Below are 19142 nucleotides of genomic sequence, written 5' to 3'. Positions count from 1 at the left end.
CCTGGAATGACGGGCGCGCTTGAAGGACGAGAGAGTACAGATGGCCAAGGAAGCAACCCGCGTTCGTCGCCGCGAACGCAAGAATATCGTCTCGGGCGTTGCGCACGTGAACGCCTCGTTCAACAACACGATGGTCACCATCACCGACGCGCAGGGCAACACGATCTCCTGGTCGTCGGCCGGCGCCATGGGCTTCAAGGGCTCGCGCAAGTCGACCCCCTACGCCGCCCAGGTCGCCGCCGAGGACGCTGCCCGCAAGGCCGCCGAGCATGGCATGCGTACCCTCGAGGTCGAGGTCTCGGGTCCGGGTTCGGGTCGTGAGTCCGCGCTGCGCGCCCTGCAGGCCGCTGGCTTCACCGTGACGTCGATCCGCGACGTGACGTCGATCCCGCATAACGGCTGCCGTCCGCGCAAGCGTCGTCGCGTCTGAGCGGACGCCTTCGCGAACCCTTGGGGCCTGTCACGGAGACGCGCGTGTCGAATGCTCAGAATCCGCTTGCCGGTGTGCTGCGGTGGAGCTTGGGTGATCTGACGATCACGGTGATGAACGACGGCTACCTGCAAGGGTCGCTGGATCTCGTCACCGGGATCGCGCGTGCGGAGGCCGGCGCCCTTCAGGCCGCCGGCTTTCGCGCGCAGGATCCCCGCATCACGCTGAATGCGTTCCTGATCACCGGTCCGGGGCGAAAGCCGATCCTGATCGATAGCGGGATGGGCAGCTTCGGTGGCCCGTCCCTCGGCCGCGTTCCGGCCGCCCTCGCGGCGGCCGGCGTGGCACCGGACTCCATCGAGACGGTCCTGCTCACGCACCTGCACCCAGACCATGCCGGCGGTCTGATCGCGGGTGAGGGCGTGGCCCGGTTTCCGAACGCCGAACTCGTGATGCATGCCAACGAGGCCGCCCATTGGCTCGACGACGGCGCGCTCTCGCGGGCTCCCGACGATGCCAAGCCCTATTTCGAGATGGCCCGCCAAGCCACGGCTCCCTATGGCGGGCGCCTGCGCACCATCACCGGCGGCACCGTGGCACCGGGCATCGAGGCGGTTCCGCTGCCCGGCCACACGCCCGGGCATACCGGTTACCGGATCACGTCAGGCGACGCGTCGCTTTTGATGTGGGCGGACGTCGTTCATCTGCCGGCGATCCAGTTCAAGCAGCCGGAAGCCGGTATGGTGTTCGACACCGACGGCGACCAGGCACGAGCCGTGCGTCGCCGCATGCTCGACATGGTGGCGAACGACCGCACCTTCGTGGCGGGCGCGCACCTGGAATTTCCCGCCCTGGGCTACGTCGCCCGGGACGGTGCCGCCTATAGTTTCGTTCCGGAACTCTGGGTCGCGGCACAGTAACCGTCCGTCTTCAGCGGACGCATCCGTTCTGAGCCCGTTCGACGCCGAAGGCGCGGTGTCGACGGGCGATTGCGTGGACCACCCTCGTGGCCCGCGCCGATCTTGCGAGAGGTAGCATCGTGGTCATTCAGAAGAACTGGCAAGAGCTCATCAAGCCGAACAAGCTCCAGGTCTCGACCGGGCACGACCCCAAGCGGGTCGCCACCGTCGTCGCCGAGCCCCTCGAGCGCGGCTTCGGCACCACCCTCGGCAACTCGCTCCGCCGGGTGCTGCTGTCCTCGCTCCAGGGCGCGGCCGTGACCTCGGTGCAGATCGACGGCGTGCTGCATGAATTCTCGTCGATTCCGGGCGTGCGCGAGGACGTCACCGACATCGTCCTCAACATCAAGACCATCGCCATCCGGTCGCAGACCGAGGCCCCCAAGCGCCTGACCCTGCGCAAGACCGGCCCCGGCCTCGTCACCGCCGGCGACATCGGCACGGTGGGCGACGTCCAGATCCTGAACCCCGACCTCGTCATCTGCACGCTGGATGACGGCGCGGAGATCCGCATGGAGTTCACGGTCGCCACCGGCAAGGGCTACGTCCCGGCCGAGCGCAACCGTCCCGAGGACGCGCCGATTGGCCTGATCCCGGTGGACGCCCTGTTCTCGCCCGTCACCAAGGTGTCCTACCGCATCGAGACCACCCGCGAGGGCCAGGATCTCGACAAGGACAAGCTGACGATGACAATCGAGACCAACGGCGCCGTGTCGCCGGAGGATGCGCTGGCCTATGCCGCGCGCATCATCCAGGACCAGCTCCAGGTGTTCGTGAACTTCGAGGAGCCCCGCAAGGAGGAGGCGCAGCCGCTCGCGCCGCAGCTCCCCTTCAACCCGGCCCTGCTCAAGAAGGTGGACGAGCTCGAACTCTCCGTGCGTTCGGCTAACTGCCTGAAGAACGACAACATCGTCTACATCGGCGACCTCATCCAGAAGTCCGAGGGCGAGATGCTGCGCACCCCGAACTTCGGTCGCAAGTCGCTCAACGAGATCAAGGAAGTGCTGGCCGCGATGGGCCTGCATCTCGGCATGGACATCCCCGGCTGGCCGCCGGAGAACATCGAAGACCTCGCCAAGCGCTTCGAAGAGCACTACTGAGGCGAGCCGCCTCGGGCTGAACCTGGCGGCGCAGCTCGGCGCCGCCGGTTTGGCCGAGACATTCGGGTTCGTCTCAAACGCACTCGAAAAAGAATCCCGCCGCGGGGTTATGCGGAATGAACAGCCTTTCGAGGCGCTTGGCCGTACCGTGGCACGGCGGCCATCAACCAAGGACCAGCCATCATGCGTCATGGATTTCGCGGTCGTCGTTTCAACCGCACCACCGAGCACCGCAAGGCGATGTTCGCCAACATGTCGGCCGCGCTGATCAAGCACGAGCAGATCGTCACCACTCTGCCGAAGGCCAAGGACCTGCGTCCGGTCATCGAGAAGCTGATCACGCTCGGCAAGACCGACAGCCTGCACGCCCGTCGCCTCGCCATGTCGCAGATCCGCGACGAGGCCATGGTCCGCAAGCTCTTCGCGGTGATCGGCCCGCGCTACGACACCCGTCCGGGCGGCTACTGCCGCATCATGAAGGCCGGCTTCCGCTACGGCGACAACGCCCCGCTCGCCGTCATCGAGTTCGTCGACCGTGACGTCGACGCGCGCGGCAAGGATTCCGGCCCCGTGCTCGTGGACGACGCCGCGTAAGTCACGGGTCCAACCCAATCAAAGACGAGAAAGGCGGCCTTCGGGCCGCCTTTTTTTATGCTTCGGACCCGGCGTCGTCGTTCGAGGCCGGACGCCGACCGCTCACGCGGCCCGGTCGAGAAGGCGCGAGACCTCGGCGGCGAGATCCACGGACTCGAACGGCTTGCGCAGGACCGGCAGGTCGGAGGGGATGGGAATCGCCTCGGCATGCCCAGTGACGATGAGTACCGGGATCTTGGCCCAGCGCTCACGCATGATCTGCGCGAGTTCGACGCCCGTCATGCCCGGCATGGCGAGGTCGGCGACCACGAGATCGTAGGCGCTCCGCTCCAGGAGGGCGAGCGCCGTCGAGCCGTCGCCGGCCTCGCTTTCCTCGTAGCCGAAGCTCGCCAGGAAGGAGGCGGTCACGTGCCGGACCTCTGGGTCGTCGTCCACGACGAGGATCCGGGCGGGGCGGGCAGGGAGTGCCGCACTCACCGGTTCGGTGACCTCGGCCGGAATGGCAGCTTCGGCGCGGGGCAGCACCAGTTCCACGCGGGTGCCGGTCCCGAGCGCGCTCTCGATGTGCAGGCGACCGGCGGATTGCTGGGCGAGGCCGAACACCATGGCGAGCCCGAGACCGGTACCCTGTCCCACGGACTTCGTGGTGAAGAACGGCTCGCAGACCCGGGCCAGGATTTCGGGCGCGATCCCGCTGCCGGTATCCGCGACCTCGACGCTGAGATAGGGGCCGGGCTCCAGATCGGGATCGTCGGCGATGGTCAGCGCGCGGGTGCTGACGACGATCCGCCCCCCCTCCGGCATCGCGTCGCGGGCGTTGATGCACAGGTTGAGGATCGCAAGTTCCAGCTGGTCCGGATCGACGCTGGCCGCCGGCCCCTCCAGGGCGAGACGGGTCTCGACAGTGACGAGGCCGCCAAGGCTTCCGCCGAGGAGGTCGTGCATCCCCTCGATCAGTCCGTTCACATCGACCGACCTTGGGCGAAGGTCGCGGGCATGGCTGAAGCTGAGGAGGCGGCGCGTGAGCGTGGCACCGCGTTGCGCCGCCTGGATCGCGTTGCCGACGAGGCGCTGGACGCGGGGCTGATCGGCGATCTTCGGGCCCGCGAGTTCGAGGCTTCCCAGGATGGCCGTCAGCAGGTTGTTGAAGTCGTGCGCGATGCCGCCGGCCAGGGTGCCCAGCGCCTGCATCTTGTCGGACTGGCGCAGGCGCGCCTCCAGGGACTTCTGCTCGGTCACGTCCCGCTCGATGGTGGCGAGGTGGGTGACGGAACCGGAGGCATCCCGGATTGGGACGCGGGTCACGTGGCGCCAGCGCTCGGCCCCGGCCGTCCCGTCGGCGACCAGGGTCTCGGCGACGTCCCCCACCGCGACCGCCTCGGCATCGACGATCGTGGAAGTCCCGTCGCCGGAGATCTTACCTTCGGTATGTCCGAGGCAATCGGCGACGGAGCGCCCGAGGCTGGCCGCCTTGTGGGCGTTCAGACGGACGAAACGACCGGCCGCATCCTTGAACGAGATCGCGTCCTCGGCATTGTCGAGGAGTCCGCGCAGCAGGGCACGCTCGGTGGCCAGGTCCCGCCCGAGGCGGTGGCGCTCGAAGGCCTGTCGCACGGTGTTGCGCAGCAGGTTCGCATCCCAGGGCTTGGTGGCGTATCCGGTGATACCCCCCTGGTTCAGGGCCGCGATCACCGCGCTCATATCGGCGTAACCGGTCAGCAGGATGGCCTGGGCGTCGTGAAATTTGCGCGCTTCGGCCAGCATGGCGTCCCCGGTCAGGCCGGGCATGCGCTGGTCGGAGAGGATCACGGCGATCTCGGGCGTGTCCGCCAGGATCTTCAGCGCCTCCGCGGGCTTCGTCGTGGTGAGGACGCGGTACTCGTCCTCGAACAGATCTTCGAGGGCGATCAGGATATCCGGCTCGTCGTCGACGGCCAGGATCGTACCTACTGACATGCTCAGTCCGTCTGCCGTGGGATACCGATCACGAAGCAGGCTCCGCCACCGGGAGCGGCCTCGACGCCGAGCGAGCCGCTATGCGCTTGTACCACGCTGTACGCAATCGCGAGGCCGAGCCCCGTACCGGACCCAACGGGCTTCGTCGTGAAGAACGGCTCGAAGATCTTCTCGCGCAGGGCTTCCGGGATACCGGGTCCCGTATCGCTGATGCGGATGAGATCGGCCTCCGGCGTGAGCCGCGTCTCGATCGTGATGGTGCCGCCGTCCGGCATGGCATCGGCCGCGTTCCCCAGGATGTTCATCACCACCTGATTGAGCAGGGCCGGGGTGCAGTGGATCTCCGGCCTGCCCGCGAAGTCGCGCACCACCGCGATCCGGTCGCCGAGCTTGTGCTGGATCAGGGCGAGCACGGTCTCGATCGCCTCCGGCACGTGCACGCGGGTCCGCTCGCCCTCGTCGAGGCGGGAGAACTTGCGCAGGTTGAGCACGAGGTCCTGGATGCGGGTCAGGCCCATCCGCATGGCGCCGACGCGGTCGCCGCATTTGCCGAGGCGGCGCGGATTGTCCGGGGAGTCCGGCTCGGCGACCACCTCCCCCAGGACGCGCTCCACCGTGCCCTGGTGCGCCAGGATGAAGGCCAGCGGGTTGTTGATCTCGTGGGCGATGCCGGCCACGAGTTCGCCGAGAGACGCCATCTTGGCGGCCTGGACGAGCTTGGCCTGTGCGTCGGTGAGCTTGCGGTTGGCGGTGGCCAGATCCGCGTTCGCCTGTTCGAGGGCTCCGGCCAGGGCCGCGCGGGCCTCGGCGGCCTCCGCCTCGGCGCGGGCCCGCTCCAGGGCGCGCTCGCGCTCGCCGAACTCGCTGGCGATGCGGCGATTGTCCTCCTCCAGCAGCTTGCGGCGCACGAGGCTGCGCACCCGCAGGACGAGTACCTCGCCATCCGACTTCGAAACGACGTCGTCGGCGCCGGCCGCGAAGGCCGCCACCAGGAAATCCTTGGTGGGCATCGTTCCGGCGATACCCACGACCTGGAAGGTGGGCGCGCCGGATTCCCGACCCGCCAGCGCGGCGCGGCGGCCGTCGCTGATCGCCCGGCACAGGGCGAGCCCGTCATAGGTCGCCCCCAGGAGGTCGATGGTCACGCAGTCGAACGCCGCGCCCGCTGCATCGAGGGCGGCCAGCGCCGTGGCGTGGCCATCCGCGGTGGCGACCTCGTGTCCCTCATGCGCCAGGAGGCCGGCGAGGAAGGTGCGGTAGGTGGCGCTGCCGTCGATCACCAGGACGCGCCCGCGCCGGAAGGCGGAAACGCCGGGGCCGTCGGGGCCACCCGTGCGCTCGCGCAGGAGGGCGCGGATGCGCAGGACGAGGAGGTCCCGGTCGGCGGATTTCGCCACGTAGGCGTCGGCCCCGCTCTCCAGGCCCTGGCGCTCGCCATCGCGGGCTCCGGTGAGCATCAGGAGGGGCAGGGCCCGGGTGCGCAGGGAGAGCCGGAGCTGGCGCGCGAACTCGTCGCCGTTCATGCCGGGCAGGTGGTGGTCGGCGACGACGAGGTCGGGCAGGCGGGTGTTCAGGTGGTCGAGGGCCGCCTCCGCCGTGGCGCAGCGCTCCACCGCGAACCCGCGCGATTCGAGGAGCAGGCGCAGTTCGAGGGCCTGGGTTTCCGAATCCTCGACGAGGAGCAGGCGTGGCGGGGGCTCGGTTGGAGTCCGGGTTATGGGGGGCTCGGCGGAGGGCTCGCTCACGGGGCCTCCTCCGCGAGGCGGCCCAGGTGGGCGGGGATGCGGTCCAGGGGCAGCACGCTGCCGGCGGCGGACAGCCGGATCGCGGCCGCCGGCATGCCGAAGACCACGGCGGTGCTCTCGTCCTCGGCGATCGTCAGGCCCCCGGCCCGGCGCATGTCGAGGAGGCCGGTCGCTCCGTCCTCGCCCATCCCGGTCAGGAGCACGCCGATGCCGCGCGGGCCTGCGTGGCGGGCGACGGAGCGGAACAGGGCCGTGGCGGCCGGCCGCTGCCCGCCGACCGGGGCCGCATCGGTCAGGCGCAGGTGCCCGCCCGGTCCGAGTTCGAGGTGCCTGTCCCCCGGTGCCACGTAGGCATGGCCCGGCTCGGCCCGCTCGCCGTCCCGGGCCACGGTGACGGTGAGGCCGACGACGCCGTTCAGCCAGGCGGCGAAGCCCTCCATGAAGGCAGCGCCCATGTGCTGGACGACGAGGACGGGCAGGGGATAATTCGCGGGCAGGCCACCGATGACCCGGGCGAGGGCGGGGGGCCCGCCGGTGGAGGCCGCGATGGCCAGGATGCTGGCGGTCTCGGGCACCCGGAGGGTCGCCGAGAGCGGCGCCGGGACGGCCCCGACCCGACCCGCCCATTCCGAGCCGATCGGCCTGCGGCGGATCACGGGCACGGCCGCCATGATGCGCAGCTGCGTGCAGATCTCGGTCGCCACCGCATCGTAGCCCGCATGCGTGGTGGCAACGGGCTTCTCGACCACCGAGAGGGCCCCCGCCCGCAGGGCGTTCATGGAGATCCGCAGCGAGGAATCCTCGATCGCGTCGGCGATGACCACGATCGGTGTGGGGCGTTCCGCCATGATGCGCCGGGTCGTCTCCAGCCCGTCGATGCCGGGAAGCCGGATATCCATCGAGACGACGTCCGGGCGGGCCGTGCCGATGGTCGCCAGAGCCTCCTCGCCGGAGGCCACGGCCGCCACCACCTCCAGGCGCGGATCGCGCCCGACGATGTGGATGAGGAGCTGGCGCACCACGAGGGAATCCTCGACCAGCATCACGCGCACCCGCGCGGGCGCCCCGGTTCCGCTCACAGCAATTGCCCGATCGTGTCGAGGAGTTGGCGCTGGTCGAAGCTCTGCTTCGTGAGATAGGCGTCGGCGCCGAGATCGAGGCCGCGCGCCACGTCCTCGGCGTCGCCCCGCGAGGTCATCAGGATAATGGGCAGGCGGGCGAAGGCGGTGTCGGCGCGCAGGGCCTTCACGAGGCCGAAGCCGTCGAGGCGCGGCATCTCCACGTCGGCCACCACGAGATCCACGGGCTCGATGCCCGCGCGCAGGCGGTCGAGCGCGTCCTGACCATCGACGCAGACGACGACGCGGTACCCGGCCGCTTCCAAGATGCCCTTCTCCAAGGTGCGCGTCGTGATCGAATCGTCCACGACGAGGATCGTCGAACGTGGCGCCTGCACGATCGTTCCGCGCGTTAAAGTAGATTGTGGCGCCGCACCATTCCCGGAATCCGCGGCGCGCGCCGCGAGCCCCTCAGCGTCGAGGACGAGGGCCGGTCGGTCGCCCGGGAGGATCACGGTCCCGGAGATCAGGCGCGCATCGGCGCCGATCGGAGGCGCCGGCAGCACCCGCAGGGTACGCACGTCCGCGAGCGCATCGACGGCCAGCACGCAGCGCCGCCCGGCGGTACGCAGTAGGATCGCGGGACGCGTCTCACCCGTGCGTGGTCCCTCGGTGGCCGCGCCGAGGAGACTTGCGAGGTCGAGAACCGGAATGGTTGCGGCAACGCCGTCGATCTCCACCCGCGTGACGGTGCGCCCCATGGCCGATCCGAGGTCCGCTTCGCCCAGCCGCATCAGGCGCTCGGCCGACGTGCTCGGCAGGGCGTAGGTGACACCGCCCGCCTCCACCAGCAGCATCGCTCGGCGCGCGGCCGAAAGCGGCAGACTCATGACGAGTTCGGTGCCGAAGGGCGCGCGCGGCGCGAGCCGGACCGTGCCACCGAGGCGGCGCGCGGCGTCGGCCGCCACCGAGAGGCCGATGCCGCGGCCCGAGAGGGTGTCGACGGCGGCGGCGGTGGAGAATCCGGGTTCGAGCACGAGGGCCAGCAGGGCCTCGGGGCCCGGCTCAGCCCCTGGCGCGAGCAGGCCACGACGGCGCGCGGTCTCGGCGATGGCGGCGAGATCCGGTCCGCGCCCGTCATCCCCGATACGGATGACGAGCCGACCGCCCTGAACGGACACGTCGAGGCCGATGGCGAGTGCAGGCGCCTTGCCCTGACGCTCGCGCGCCTCGGGCGGTTCGGCCCCGTGGCTGAGGGCATTGCGCAGGGCGTGCAGCACGGGATCCTTCAGGACCTGGAGCATCCCCCGGTCGACGGGAAGTTCCAGGCCCCGCACCGCGACCTCGATCTCGCGTCCCGCCTCGCGGGCATGCTCGCGCAGCGCCCGGGGGAAACCGCCGAAGGCCGTCTCGGCGGGCACCAGGGCCAGACGCTCGGCCTCGCCCGAGACCCGCGCCATCGCCCCCTCCACGGAGGCGCCCAGGGCGCCGCGCATCCGCGACACCTCGGCGGCGTCGCGGGAGAGCCCCGTGAGGCCCAACTCCAGGGTGCGCCAGTCGGCTTCCGCCCGGGTCTCGCCCGCCGCGCCGGCCCTCGACGCGTCCGCGAGGCGCAGGCGCTCGACGAGGCGGGCGAGTTCGGCGGCCCGGCGGGCGAGGCGGGTCAGACCGTCGGCCACGAGAGCCTCGCCGCCGAGGGCGCTCGCCAGGTCGTGCGTGGCGCGCGTCAGCGCCTCGATCGCATCCGCCGGGATGCGCAGCAGCGCCTGCTGGCCCTCGGCCAGGGCGTCCGCCGGCACATTCTTGGCGACCGGCACGACCGGCGGGGCGGCGGGGGGAGGGGCTGGAGGAGGAGGTGCCGGGGGCTCCGGCGGGGCGGCGGCCGGGTCGAGGGCCCGATCGAGGGCCGCGAGGGCGTCGCCCGGCATGTCGGGTCCGGCACCTTCGGTCAGCCCGGCGACATAGGCTTCGATCCGATCGAGGGCGAGGTGGACGGCGGCGGCATCGTCCCGCGACAGGCCGCCATCCTGCGCCGAGACGCGTTCGAACAAGGCCTCCAGGCGATGCGCGACGGCCTCCACCGCCGGCAGGTCGACGGCCCGGGACGCCCCCTTCAGACTGTGCGCCCGCCGGAAGACGTCGTTCCAGTCCGGACCGGATTCGGCGCCGCCGCCGGCCAGGGCCGTGCGGATCGCGTCGATGTGCTCGCGGTGCTCGACCTCGAAGGCCGCGAGAAGGAGTTGGCGGATGTCCATTCGGTGCTCAGGACCGACAGGGACTTGGGGCGGGCTCGCGGCCTTCGCGGATGTCCGCAAACCCTTGGTTGACCATCATCGTCCCTCGCATCTCGAGCGCCTCGGACCGGCGGAACCGGAGTCTCAGTGCCGGTAGCGCTCGGCCAGGGCCATCAGGGCCTGGGCGAGTTCGGTGAGGTTGGCCGAGGCCGCCTCGACCTCGCGGGTGCCGGCCGCCGTCTGCTGGCTCGCCTGCCGGATGTTCTGCAGGGCGCCCATCACCTGCTCGATGCCGAGTTGCTGCTGGTTCGTCGAGGCGACGATCTGCTGGAAGGTCTGCACGCTCTCCTCGACCCGGGCGGTGATCTCCTCGATCGTCCGCTGGGTCGTGTCGGAGCGGGCCTTGCCGGTGGCGGCGCGCTTGACCGCCTCCTCGGTGAGCATGACGGACGTGTTGATGCCGCGCTGGATCTCGCCGAGGATGGTGCGGACCTGCCCCGTCGCGGCCTTGGCCTGGTCGGCCAGCAGCTTCATCTCGGAGGCGACCACCGCGAAGCTGCGCCCGCTCTCGCCCGCCGCCGCCGCCTCGATGGCGGCGTTCAGGGCGAGGAGGTGCGTGCGCTCCGAGATGTCGTTGACGGTGCTGATGATGTCGCCGATGGCCTGCGTCTTCTCCGACAGGGCGACGATGTTGCCGGCCACCGCCTCCGCCTGCTCGCGGATCGCGTCCATGGCACGCGCCGTGTCGGCCACGGCGCGCAGTCCGGCGCGGGAGGTCTGGGCCGTGGACTGCGCCGTGGCGATCACCTCGCCGGCCCGCTTGCCGATCTGCGCGCCGGAATGCGTGATCTCGTCCACCGTGGCCGCCGTCTCCTGCACGGCCGCGAACTGCTCCTCGACGCTGGCCGCCTGTTCCTGGGCGGAGGCGCGGATCTCGGCCGCCGCCGCGTTGAGGTCGGCCGTCGCCGCCCGGTTGGTGCGGGCGAGGTCGGCCAGACCCGCCACCATCCGGTTGAGCGTGCGCCCGAGCCGGCCGATCTCGTCCTTGCCGCGCGCCGCGAGGTTCCCGGAGAGGTCGCCCTCGCCGACCCGCTCCACGAAGGCCATGACCTCCTCCAGGGGCCGCACCACGGCCCGGCTGATCAGGATGGTGATGAGGATGCTGAGGAGAATGCAGGCCGCGAGCGTCATGAGGATGGAGAGCCGGCTGCGCTCGTAGAGGTCGGCGACGCTGCGCTGCCCGGCCGCGATACCCTCGTCGAGGGCGCCGCGCGTGCGCTCGATATCGTTGAGGAACAGGTCCTGGTTGCGGTTCAGGGCCTCGTTGCGCGCCTCGACGCCGTCGACGTCCTTGGCCGCGATGGCGGCGAACTGCGCCTCGCTCGCGGTGCGCAGTTCCCGGAACTCGGCCATCGCCTCGATCGCGATGGCGTTGAGCTTGCGCCAGGTGAGGCCGCGCTCCTCCGAGATCGAACGGGCGCGATAGCCCTCCGTGGCGCGGACGAGTTCGGCCAGGATCGCGTCGGCTTCCGTGGCGGTCCGGCGCCAGGCTCCGGACACGTCCTCCCGCTCGGGGCCGCCGCGGGCCCGCATCAGCAGGGCGATGATCGCGTTTCGGCGTTGCAGGCCCATGTCGCGGGCCTTGTTGGCGAGATCGTCGAGTTGCCGCGCCACCGTGAGGTCGCGTGCCACGATGGAATCGGTGGTCTCGCGCACCGTGGCGATCTGGCCGAGGGCGTAGAGACCCAGGGCCACCACGACCACGGTGATGGCGACGAAGCCGAGGAGGATGCGTTTTCCGATCGAGAACGACACTGCTGGCTCAAGGCTCCGCAATCCAGCCGGTCCCGAGGGCGCCGTGCGCCCCGAACTCCGGCATCAGGACAGGTATCGCCGCATCAGGCGCGGCAGGTCGATGGCGACGAACCCGGATTCGGCTCCAGGTCCGGCACCGGGCGGGGCATAGCCCGAAACCGCCTCGGCGCTCAAACCCGCCTCGGCATAGGCGGTATCCAGTGCCGCGTCCGGGATCTCCGCGACGCCGAGGACCCGGTCCACGGCCAGCGCCACCGGTGCCGCGCCGCCGCGCACCAGCACCACGTGCGCCGCCTCGCCGGCCGGATCCGCCGGACGGCCCAGCGCGCGGGCCAGGGCGAGCAGGCTGACCACGCGCCCGGCCAGGGCGATGAGGCCGAGCACGGCTGGCCCCGCTTCCGGCAGGGGTGTCACCGGCCGCATCGGCAGGACCTGCGCCACCTGCGCCAGGGGAAGGCCGAAGCGGTCGCCCCCGCAGGCGCAGACGAGATAGCTCCGCGTCGCCGTGGCCTCCGCCGCCGCGCGCCCGCGGCGGGCGAGGGCGCGCGAGCGCTCCTCCAGCAAGCCCAGTGTGCGCTCCTGTGTCGGCACGCGCGGGTGCGGGGCCGCCCAGGCCTCGCCACGGGTCTGGGTCACGGACCATCTCCTGTCAGCCCGGCGCGGGCGAGGGCGGCGCTGCGCGCGAGTTCCCGTGGGCCCAGCCCGTCGCCCTCGGCCACCACCGCGCCGGCCGGAAGGGCTTGGGCAAGGCGGATCGCGTTGTCCAGGGCGCGCGCGGCTTCCCCGTTCCGGCCGAGGCCGAGCAGGAGCAGGCCGAGCTGGTAATGCGCCATGACGAAGTCCCGGTCGAGGTAGAGCGCCCCCCGCAGGGCCCGCTCGGCCTCGGCGTCCCGCCCCAGGCTGCGAGCCAGGAGCCCGTCATAGTAGTGCAGGGCCGGATCGGTGGGCGCGGCGCGGATCGCGACACGCAGGGTCCGCCAGGCTTGCGCCGTCTCCCCGGCATCGGCCAGCGCCCGGATGCGCGCGAGGTCCACCCCGGATTCGACGTCCCCCGGGGCTGCCTCGTCGAGGCCGGAATCCTGAAGTTCGGGGATCTCGAGGCGCGGCGCTCGGGCGACTTGCGGATCAGCCGGGAGCGGATCGGCCGGTCGCGGATCGACAAAGTGATGCGTGAACCCGGCCACCGGTACGCGGTCCGATGCGGCCGGTGCCGGCTCCGGCACACCGGACCGTCCGGCGCCGCCCTCCGCATTCCAGTCCATGACGAGAGGCGTCCCCCCCGTACCCGGCGGGCGATAGGCGACGGTGCCGGGGAGATTGATCGGATCGAACAGCGCGGAGATGGCCGGGTTCGGTTCGGCATGACCGAGGAGCAACCAGCCCTCGGGGCGCAGGCGCCGTCCGAGCGCGCGCACGATACCGAGGACCGCCTCCGCCTCGAAGTAGATCAGCACGTTGCGGCACAGGACGAGGTCGAACTCGGCGGGCGGCGGGGCCCGGCCGTCGAGGAGGTCCATGAGGTTGCGCCGCTCGAAGCGCACCATCCGGCGGAATTCGGGGCGCAGGGTGTAGGTGCCGTCGCGGCCCGCACCGGCAGCGGGCGGGCCCGGCAGGAAATGGCGCAGGCGCTCGCCCGGGGGCAGGGTGCGCAGGGCCCAGCGTCCGTAGACCCCCGCCCGCGCCGTCTGAAGGGCGTCCTGGCTGATGTCGGTGCCGAGGATGGAGACGCGCCAGTCGGGCAGGGCCGGCCCGAGGAGTTCATGGATCAGGATGGCGATGGAATAGGGCTCCGCCCCCGTGGAGCAGCCGGCACTCCAGATCCTCAAGCTACGCTCCGCAGACCGGGCCGCGATCAGGGCGGGCAGGATCGTCGTGCGCAGGGCGGTGAATTGCTCGGCATAGCGGAAGAAGAAGGTCTCGCCGATGGTGATCTCGGCCTCCAGCGCCGCCCATTCCGGCCCACCCGCCACCCGGTCGTCGAGGAGCACGCCGTATGCGGCCGCGTCGGCGAGCCCGTTCGCCCGGAACCGCTTGCGCAGGCGGTCGAACAGCAGATCGTCCTTGTCGGCATAGTAATGGTGGCCGGTGCGGGCGATGATCCGCGCCTTGAGGGCCGGAAAACCCGGATCGGCCGCGGGACCGGAGCGGGGCACGCGGGTCGCACCGCCGGACATCGAGGTGTCAGGACTCGAAGCGTCAGGATTCATGGCGTCCGGCATCCTGCCACCGGCCTTTCAAGGCACGATCCGGATCAGGCGGCGGGGAGCGCGGCGAGGCGCTCGGCGGCCGCACCGGCCAGCGCCGACAGGCGGGCACGCTCCTCCTCGGTCAGAAGGTGCGACAGGCTCAGCACATGCACGAGGCCGTCGCCGCGCGCGATCTCCGCCGTGACGCAGCCGTTGAGGGTGCGCTCGGCCGAGACCGGGCGGACCGCCGAGGCCTCGACCGTGACGAGGTCCTCCACCCGGTCGACCAGGAAACCGGTGGTGCCCTTCGCATCGAGGAGGATGTGCCGGTAGGGGTCGTCGCCCGAGACGTCCCCGCTCCTCAACCCGAGGAGTCGGGCGAGATCCACCACGGGAACCGGGTCTCCGCCGAGATTGAGGAAGCCCGCCAGGGGCCCCCCGCCGGCCGGCGGCGCGTGCAGGTCCGGGAGTGGCAGGACCTCGCTCACCGAGGGCCGCGCCATCGCGCAGGGTACGCCGGCCACGTCGAGGAGGAGATAGGCGGTGGTCTCGGGCACGACCTGGTCTCCTCGCGGGCGGCAAGCGGTCCGAAGGCGCGCGCCTCCCCGTCTCCCGCCCAGATTAGGACAGGTCCACGAGGACGCGCAAACACGCACGCGGTTCCGCGCCGCGACATCGATTCGGCTCGCCGTACCGCACCGTCTCGGGTAGCGCTCGTGCACCCGCCTTCTTTCCCCCCGACAGGAGTTCCCATGTCCCGGATCGCCCGATGCGCGCTCGCAGCCGTTCTCTGCGCGCTTCCCCTCACGGCACGGGCCGAGGCACCCGGCCCCGACTGGCTGACTCCGGCCCAGATGAAGCAGGCCCTGAAGGGGGCGGGCTATTCCGAGATCACCAAGCTGGAGGCCGATGACGGGCACTGGGACGGCGAAGGCCTCAAGGAGGGCCGCAGGATGAAGTTCGATGCCGACCCGAGGACCGGCGCGGTCCTCGGAGAAGTTCCGGCGGAGTAGATCTGCAATATTGCGCCCCCGGCGTTGACCGGGGGAGCACCGTTCGGTAAGACACGCGACACGATTTTCGATTCACCCGCCGCTCCGGCGCAACGGGTGGACGAACGAGGCAGACGACAGACGATGCGTGCCATCCTTATCGTAACGGAAGCGCCACTGACGGGGCGGACCTGACACCAGGGTCCGCGATCCGGATGGTGGCGCATGCAGGGTCCCTCGGGGCCCTTTTTTATTGCCGCGACGAGCCGACGACACGAACAGCGCAGACAGTTTCAAGGAGCAGGACGATGGGCGGCGAGGTCATGACCGGGGCCGAAATGGTCATCCGGGCGTTTCAGGATCAGGGTGTCGATACGCTGTTCGGGTATCCCGGCGGCGCGGTGCTGCCGATCTACGACGCCCTCTTCCACCAAGAGACCCTGAAGCACATCCTCGTGCGCCACGAGCAGGGCGCCGTGCACGCGGCGGAAGGCTATGCCCGTTCGTCGGGCAAGGTCGGCTGCGTCCTCGTCACCTCGGGCCCCGGCGCCACCAACATCATCACGGGCCTGACCGACGCGCTGCTCGATTCGATCCCGCTCGTCTGCATCACGGGCCAGGTCCCGACGCACCTGATCGGCACCGATGCCTTCCAGGAGTGCGACACGGTCGGCATCACCCGCCACTGCACGAAGCACAATTACCTGGTCAAATCGATCGACGACCTGCCGCGCATCCTGCACGAGGCGTTCTACGTCGCTGCCAACGGCCGGCCCGGCCCGGTCGTCATCGACCTGCCCAAGGACGTGCAGTTCGCCTCCGGCGTCTACGAGCGCCCGACGCAGAACGGCCACAAGACCTACAAGCCGGCCTTCAAGGGCGACGCCGCGCAGATCCAGGCGGCCGTCGAACTCATGGCCGGCGCGCGCCGGCCCATCCTTTACACCGGTGGCGGCGTCATCAATGCCGGTCCGCACGCCTCGACCCTGCTGCGGGAACTCGCCGCCGAGACGGGCTTTCCCGTGACCTCGACCCTGATGGGTCTCGGCGCCTTCCCGGCCTCGGACGAGAAGTTCCTCGGCATGCTCGGCATGCACGGGACCTACGAGGCCAACCTCGCGATGCATGATTGCGACGTCATGGTCTGCGTCGGCGCACGCTTCGACGACCGCATCACCGGCCGTCTCGACGCCTTCGCGCCGTTCTCGAAGAAGATCCACATCGATATCGACGCCTCCTCGATCAACAAGGTCGTCAAGGTCGATGTCGGGATCGTCGGCGATTGCGGCTCGGTGCTCGAAGACATGCTGGCGGCCTGGAGGGCGCTGCCGCGCCGGCCGGACCACGCTCGCATGGACGATTGGTGGAGCAAGATCCGCACCTGGAAGGCGCGCGATTGCCTCGCCTACTGGCCGTCGGGCACGATCATCAAGCCGCAATACGCGGTGCAGCGCCTCTACGAGGCCTGCAAGGACCGCGAGACCTACGTCACCACCGAGGTCGGCCAGCACCAGATGTGGGCGGCGCAGTACTTCAAGTTCGACGACCCCAACCGCTGGATGACCTCCGGGGGCCTGGGCACCATGGGCTACGGCCTGCCGGCGGCCATCGGCACGCAGCTCGCCCACCCGGAGGGCCTCGTCATCGACATCGCCGGCGAGGCCTCCATCCTGATGAACATGCAGGAGCTGTCCACGGCGGTGCAGTACCGCCTGCCGGTCAAGATCTTCATCCTGAACAACGAGTACATGGGCATGGTGCGCCAGTGGCAGGAGCTGCTGCACGGCTCGCGCTACTCGCAGAGCTACTCCGAGAGCCTGCCGGACTTCGTGAAGCTCGCCGAGGCCTACGGTGCCAAGGGCATCCGCTGCGAGAAGCCGGGCGACCTCGACGCGGCCATCGCCGAGATGCTCGACTACGACGGCCCGGTCGTCTTCGACTGCATCGTCGACAAGAAGGAGAACTGCTTCCCGATGATCCCGTCGGGCAAGGCGCATAACGAGATGCTGCTGTCCGACTACCTCGGCGAGACCGGGGTCGAGATCGGCGACGTCATCTCGGAAGAAGGCAAGATGCTGGTCTGAGCCTACCCGGACCGGGCGATTTCCGCCCGGCCCGCCTTCGGCCCGGCCGGGCCTTCACACGACACGCCACGACAGACGAAGATCCGGGTCACGCCATGAACGCCATGAACACGCATTACCCCGACGCCGGCCGGGTCGAGCCGATCAACCGGCACACGCTGGCCGTGATCGTCGACAACGAGCCCGGCGTGCTCGCCCGCATCTCGGGCATGTTCTCGGGACGGGGCTACAACATCGAGAGCCTGACGGTGTCGGAAACGGAAGTGGCGCGCCACCTCTCGCGCATCACCATCGTCACGACCGGCACCGACGCGGTGATCCAGCAGATCAAGGCGCAGCTCGACCGGCTGGTCCCCGTGCACCGGGTCGTCGACCTCACGCTGCAGGGCAAGGCCCTCGAGCGCGAACTCTGCCTCGTGAAGGTGGCCGGCACCGGCGAACACCGCACCGAGTCGCTGACCCTCGCGGCCGCCTTCGGCGCCAAGACGCTCGACGCCACCCTCAACTCCTTCGTGTTCGAGGTCACCGGCACGACGGAGGAGATCGACCGCTTCATCGGCCTGATGACGGTGATCGGCCTCGTGGAGATCTCCCGCACCGGCATCGCCGCGATGGGGCGCGGCGCCGAGCCGATGTAGGTCCGGCAACGGACATGCTAAGGTTCGCCTCACGATTCAGGAGAGCGGGGCGATGGAAGCGAAGGTCGTTCGCTGGGGTGAGGATCTTGTCGTGAGACTGTCGCCTCAAGCCGTGACGCAACTCGGCCTGCACGAAGGTGAAACGGTGGAAGTTCTCCCCAAGCGGCAAACGCCGGATGCGGGCGCTCCTCGAACCGTGAACGGTATCGTCGTACCCACCTTGGCCGAGATGATTGCGGAGATGGATCGCTTGGGTCCGTCGCAACGTCCCGAACTCGTCGATTGGGGGCCGGACGTCGGCGCCGAGATCATTTGCGACGATGATGACCGATGATCATCCAGTTCCTCAGGCCGGCGATATCGTCTGGGTTGACCTGAGGCCGACGCTTGGGCGCGAGCAGAGCGGCGTCCGTCCGGCGAACGTATTATCGGATTTGGCCTTCCACCTGCGGAATGCGACGGCGATCATCTGTCGGATTACCAGGAACGTCTCGCCGTGGCCGACAAAGATTCTGCTTCCGGACGGCCTGGGCGTCTCTGGCGCAGTTCTTCTCGATCAGATCCGTTGCGTCGACCGATCGTCCCGCGGCTTCCGCCGCGTCGGCGCTGTTCCGTCCGATCTTCTTCTGCGAATTCGCCTCGGCATCATGGAACTGATCGGTCTGCCCGCCGCCGTTCCCAATACATGAGATCACGATGACCACCCTCTACTATGCCCCCGGAGCCTGCTCGCTCGCCTCCCACATCGCCCTGGAGGAGACCGGCGCGCCCTACGAGACCGTGCGGCTCGACCTTGCCAAGGGCGATCAGCGCGCGGCCGCGTACCTCGCCGTCAACGAGCGCGGCCGGGTGCCGGCACTGGCGGACGGGGATTGGGTCCTCACCGAGAACACCGCGATCCTGCGCCATATCGCGCGCACCCACCCGCAGGCCGGCCTTTGGCCGCAGGAGCCGCGCGACCAGGCCCGGGTCGACGAGTGGCTGGGCTGGCTCTCCACCGGCCACCACATCGCCTACGCGCATATCCGCCGGGCCGAGCGCTACACGGGCGACGAATCGGCTTATCCCGGCATCCAGGCCAAGGGCGTCGAGTCCTGCGGCGACCTCTTCACGATGACCGAGGTCAAGCTCTCGAACGGCGGCTGGGCCGTCGGCGAACACTACAGCGTCGCCGATCCCTACCTGCTGCTGTTCTGGATCTGGGGCCGCGGCCCGACGCTGGGTTTCGACATGGCGGAGCGCTTCCCCGCCTGGACGGCGCATGCCCGGGCCATGGCCGCGCGGCCCGCCGTACAGGCGGTCTTCGCCCGCGAGGGCCTGAAGCTGCCGGCCTGAGCCGCAGAGGCCGGGG

At 70.2% G+C, this 19142-nt stretch carries 18 protein-coding genes; 10 read left to right on the top strand and 8 right to left on the bottom strand.

From position 1 onward, the window contains the following. The first annotated feature begins 40 nt into the window (after positions 1-40). From rpsK to rplQ, 4 genes are all read left to right on the top strand, one after another. Entirely contained in the window at positions 41-430 is a 390-nt protein-coding gene (rpsK, locus tag OF380_RS26660) for a 30S ribosomal protein S11 (protein ID WP_056091630.1), read from the top strand. 44 nt (positions 431-474) lie between these two features. After that, positions 475-1350, top strand: a complete 876-nt coding sequence (locus tag OF380_RS26655) for an MBL fold metallo-hydrolase (RefSeq protein ID WP_264048638.1) — start codon at positions 475-477, stop codon at positions 1348-1350. A gap of 119 nt (positions 1351-1469) precedes the next feature. Further along, positions 1470-2489 carry a DNA-directed RNA polymerase subunit alpha gene (locus tag OF380_RS26650; protein ID WP_244010551.1) on the top strand — a complete coding sequence of 340 codons (1020 nt, stop codon included), beginning with the start codon at positions 1470-1472 and terminating at the stop codon, positions 2487-2489. Positions 2490-2672: 183 nt separating this feature from the next. Further along, positions 2673-3083, top strand: a complete 411-nt coding sequence (gene rplQ, locus OF380_RS26645) for a 50S ribosomal protein L17 (RefSeq protein ID WP_264048637.1) — start codon at positions 2673-2675, stop codon at positions 3081-3083. Positions 3084-3185: 102 nt separating this feature from the next. Here rplQ and OF380_RS26640 read toward each other — a convergent pair whose 3' ends face one another. The 8 genes from OF380_RS26640 to OF380_RS26605 form a co-directional block, all read right to left on the bottom strand. Further along, positions 3186-5039, bottom strand: a complete 1854-nt coding sequence (locus OF380_RS26640; protein ID WP_264048636.1) for a response regulator — start codon at positions 5037-5039, stop codon at positions 3186-3188. Between the two features lie 2 nt (positions 5040-5041). Further along, a complete protein-coding gene (locus tag OF380_RS26635; RefSeq protein WP_264048635.1) occupies positions 5042-6784 on the bottom strand; it encodes a response regulator in 1743 nt (580 codons plus the stop codon). Then, positions 6781-7827 (bottom strand): chemotaxis-specific protein-glutamate methyltransferase CheB, encoded by a 1047-nt coding sequence (gene cheB / locus OF380_RS26630; RefSeq protein ID WP_264051503.1) that lies wholly within the window; start codon positions 7825-7827, stop codon positions 6781-6783. Before cheB ends, OF380_RS26635 begins: the two co-directional genes overlap by 4 nt. A 32-nt stretch (positions 7828-7859) precedes the next feature. Further along, the gene (locus OF380_RS26625) at positions 7860-10097 is read right to left on the bottom strand and encodes a hybrid sensor histidine kinase/response regulator (protein WP_264048634.1); all 2238 of its coding nucleotides are present in this window, start codon (positions 10095-10097) and stop codon (positions 7860-7862) included. Positions 10098-10220: 123 nt separating this feature from the next. Further along, positions 10221-11891, bottom strand: a complete 1671-nt coding sequence (locus OF380_RS26620; protein ID WP_264048633.1) for a methyl-accepting chemotaxis protein — start codon at positions 11889-11891, stop codon at positions 10221-10223. 63 nt (positions 11892-11954) lie between these two features. Further along, entirely contained in the window at positions 11955-12527 is a 573-nt protein-coding gene (locus tag OF380_RS26615) for a chemotaxis protein CheW (RefSeq protein ID WP_264048632.1), read from the bottom strand. After that, positions 12524-14065, bottom strand: coding sequence for a CheR family methyltransferase (locus tag OF380_RS26610; RefSeq protein ID WP_264051502.1), 1542 nt, complete (start codon positions 14063-14065; stop codon positions 12524-12526). Before OF380_RS26610 ends, OF380_RS26615 begins: the two co-directional genes overlap by 4 nt. A gap of 77 nt (positions 14066-14142) precedes the next feature. Further along, positions 14143-14580 (bottom strand): chemotaxis protein CheW, encoded by a 438-nt coding sequence (locus OF380_RS26605; protein WP_264051501.1) that lies wholly within the window; start codon positions 14578-14580, stop codon positions 14143-14145. 249 nt (positions 14581-14829) lie between these two features. Between OF380_RS26605 and OF380_RS26600 the strand changes: the two genes are divergently transcribed. The 6 genes from OF380_RS26600 to OF380_RS26575 all read left to right on the top strand — a co-directional run bounded on the left by OF380_RS26600 (position 14830) and on the right by OF380_RS26575 (position 19126). After that, positions 14830-15090 (top strand): PepSY domain-containing protein, encoded by a 261-nt coding sequence (locus OF380_RS26600; protein WP_264048631.1) that lies wholly within the window; start codon positions 14830-14832, stop codon positions 15088-15090. Positions 15091-15377: 287 nt separating this feature from the next. Next, positions 15378-17153: an acetolactate synthase 3 large subunit gene (locus OF380_RS26595; protein ID WP_264048630.1), complete on the top strand. Its 1776-nt coding sequence runs from the start codon at positions 15378-15380 to the stop codon at positions 17151-17153. 95 nt (positions 17154-17248) lie between these two features. Beyond that, positions 17249-17791, top strand: a complete 543-nt coding sequence (ilvN, locus tag OF380_RS26590; RefSeq protein ID WP_264048629.1) for an acetolactate synthase small subunit — start codon at positions 17249-17251, stop codon at positions 17789-17791. 52 nt (positions 17792-17843) lie between these two features. Continuing rightward, positions 17844-18125, top strand: a complete 282-nt coding sequence (locus tag OF380_RS26585; protein ID WP_264048628.1) for an AbrB/MazE/SpoVT family DNA-binding domain-containing protein — start codon at positions 17844-17846, stop codon at positions 18123-18125. Beyond that, positions 18112-18480 carry a type II toxin-antitoxin system PemK/MazF family toxin gene (locus OF380_RS26580; RefSeq protein ID WP_264048626.1) on the top strand — a complete coding sequence of 123 codons (369 nt, stop codon included), beginning with the start codon at positions 18112-18114 and terminating at the stop codon, positions 18478-18480. The genes OF380_RS26585 and OF380_RS26580 overlap by 14 nt, the downstream gene beginning before the upstream one ends. Before the next feature lies 1 nt (position 18481). Beyond that, the gene (locus OF380_RS26575) at positions 18482-19126 is read left to right on the top strand and encodes a glutathione S-transferase family protein (RefSeq protein ID WP_264051500.1); all 645 of its coding nucleotides are present in this window, start codon (positions 18482-18484) and stop codon (positions 19124-19126) included. Positions 19127-19142 lie beyond the last annotated feature (16 nt).

The sequence above is a fragment of the Methylobacterium sp. FF17 genome (genome assembly GCF_025813715.1).
Taxonomy (GTDB): Bacteria; Pseudomonadota; Alphaproteobacteria; order Rhizobiales; family Beijerinckiaceae; genus Methylobacterium; species Methylobacterium flocculans.
Note: the sequence above shows the minus strand (reverse complement) of the source record. Positions and strands in the feature narration are given on the sequence as shown.

What these genes read in the sequence shown, in the direction of transcription:
- rpsK (WP_056091630.1), top strand. Translation starts at nt 41, where the DNA reads ATGGCCAAGGAAGCAACCCGCGTTCGTCGCCGCGAACGCAAGAATATC.
- rplQ (WP_264048637.1), top strand. Translation starts at nt 2,673, where the DNA reads ATGCGTCATGGATTTCGCGGTCGTCGTTTCAACCGCACCACCGAGCAC.
- OF380_RS26640 (WP_264048636.1), bottom strand. Translation starts at nt 5,039, where the DNA reads ATGTCAGTAGGTACGATCCTGGCCGTCGACGACGAGCCGGATATCCTG.
- cheB (WP_264051503.1), bottom strand. Translation starts at nt 7,827, where the DNA reads ATGCTGGTCGAGGATTCCCTCGTGGTGCGCCAGCTCCTCATCCACATC.
- OF380_RS26625 (WP_264048634.1), bottom strand. Translation starts at nt 10,097, where the DNA reads ATGGACATCCGCCAACTCCTTCTCGCGGCCTTCGAGGTCGAGCACCGC.
- OF380_RS26610 (WP_264051502.1), bottom strand. Translation starts at nt 14,065, where the DNA reads ATGTCCGGCGGTGCGACCCGCGTGCCCCGCTCCGGTCCCGCGGCCGAT.
- OF380_RS26605 (WP_264051501.1), bottom strand. Translation starts at nt 14,580, where the DNA reads ATGGCGCGGCCCTCGGTGAGCGAGGTCCTGCCACTCCCGGACCTGCAC.
- OF380_RS26600 (WP_264048631.1), top strand. Translation starts at nt 14,830, where the DNA reads ATGTCCCGGATCGCCCGATGCGCGCTCGCAGCCGTTCTCTGCGCGCTT.
- OF380_RS26595 (WP_264048630.1), top strand. Translation starts at nt 15,378, where the DNA reads ATGGGCGGCGAGGTCATGACCGGGGCCGAAATGGTCATCCGGGCGTTT.
- ilvN (WP_264048629.1), top strand. Translation starts at nt 17,249, where the DNA reads ATGAACGCCATGAACACGCATTACCCCGACGCCGGCCGGGTCGAGCCG.
- OF380_RS26585 (WP_264048628.1), top strand. Translation starts at nt 17,844, where the DNA reads ATGGAAGCGAAGGTCGTTCGCTGGGGTGAGGATCTTGTCGTGAGACTG.
- OF380_RS26580 (WP_264048626.1), top strand. Translation starts at nt 18,112, where the DNA reads ATGATGACCGATGATCATCCAGTTCCTCAGGCCGGCGATATCGTCTGG.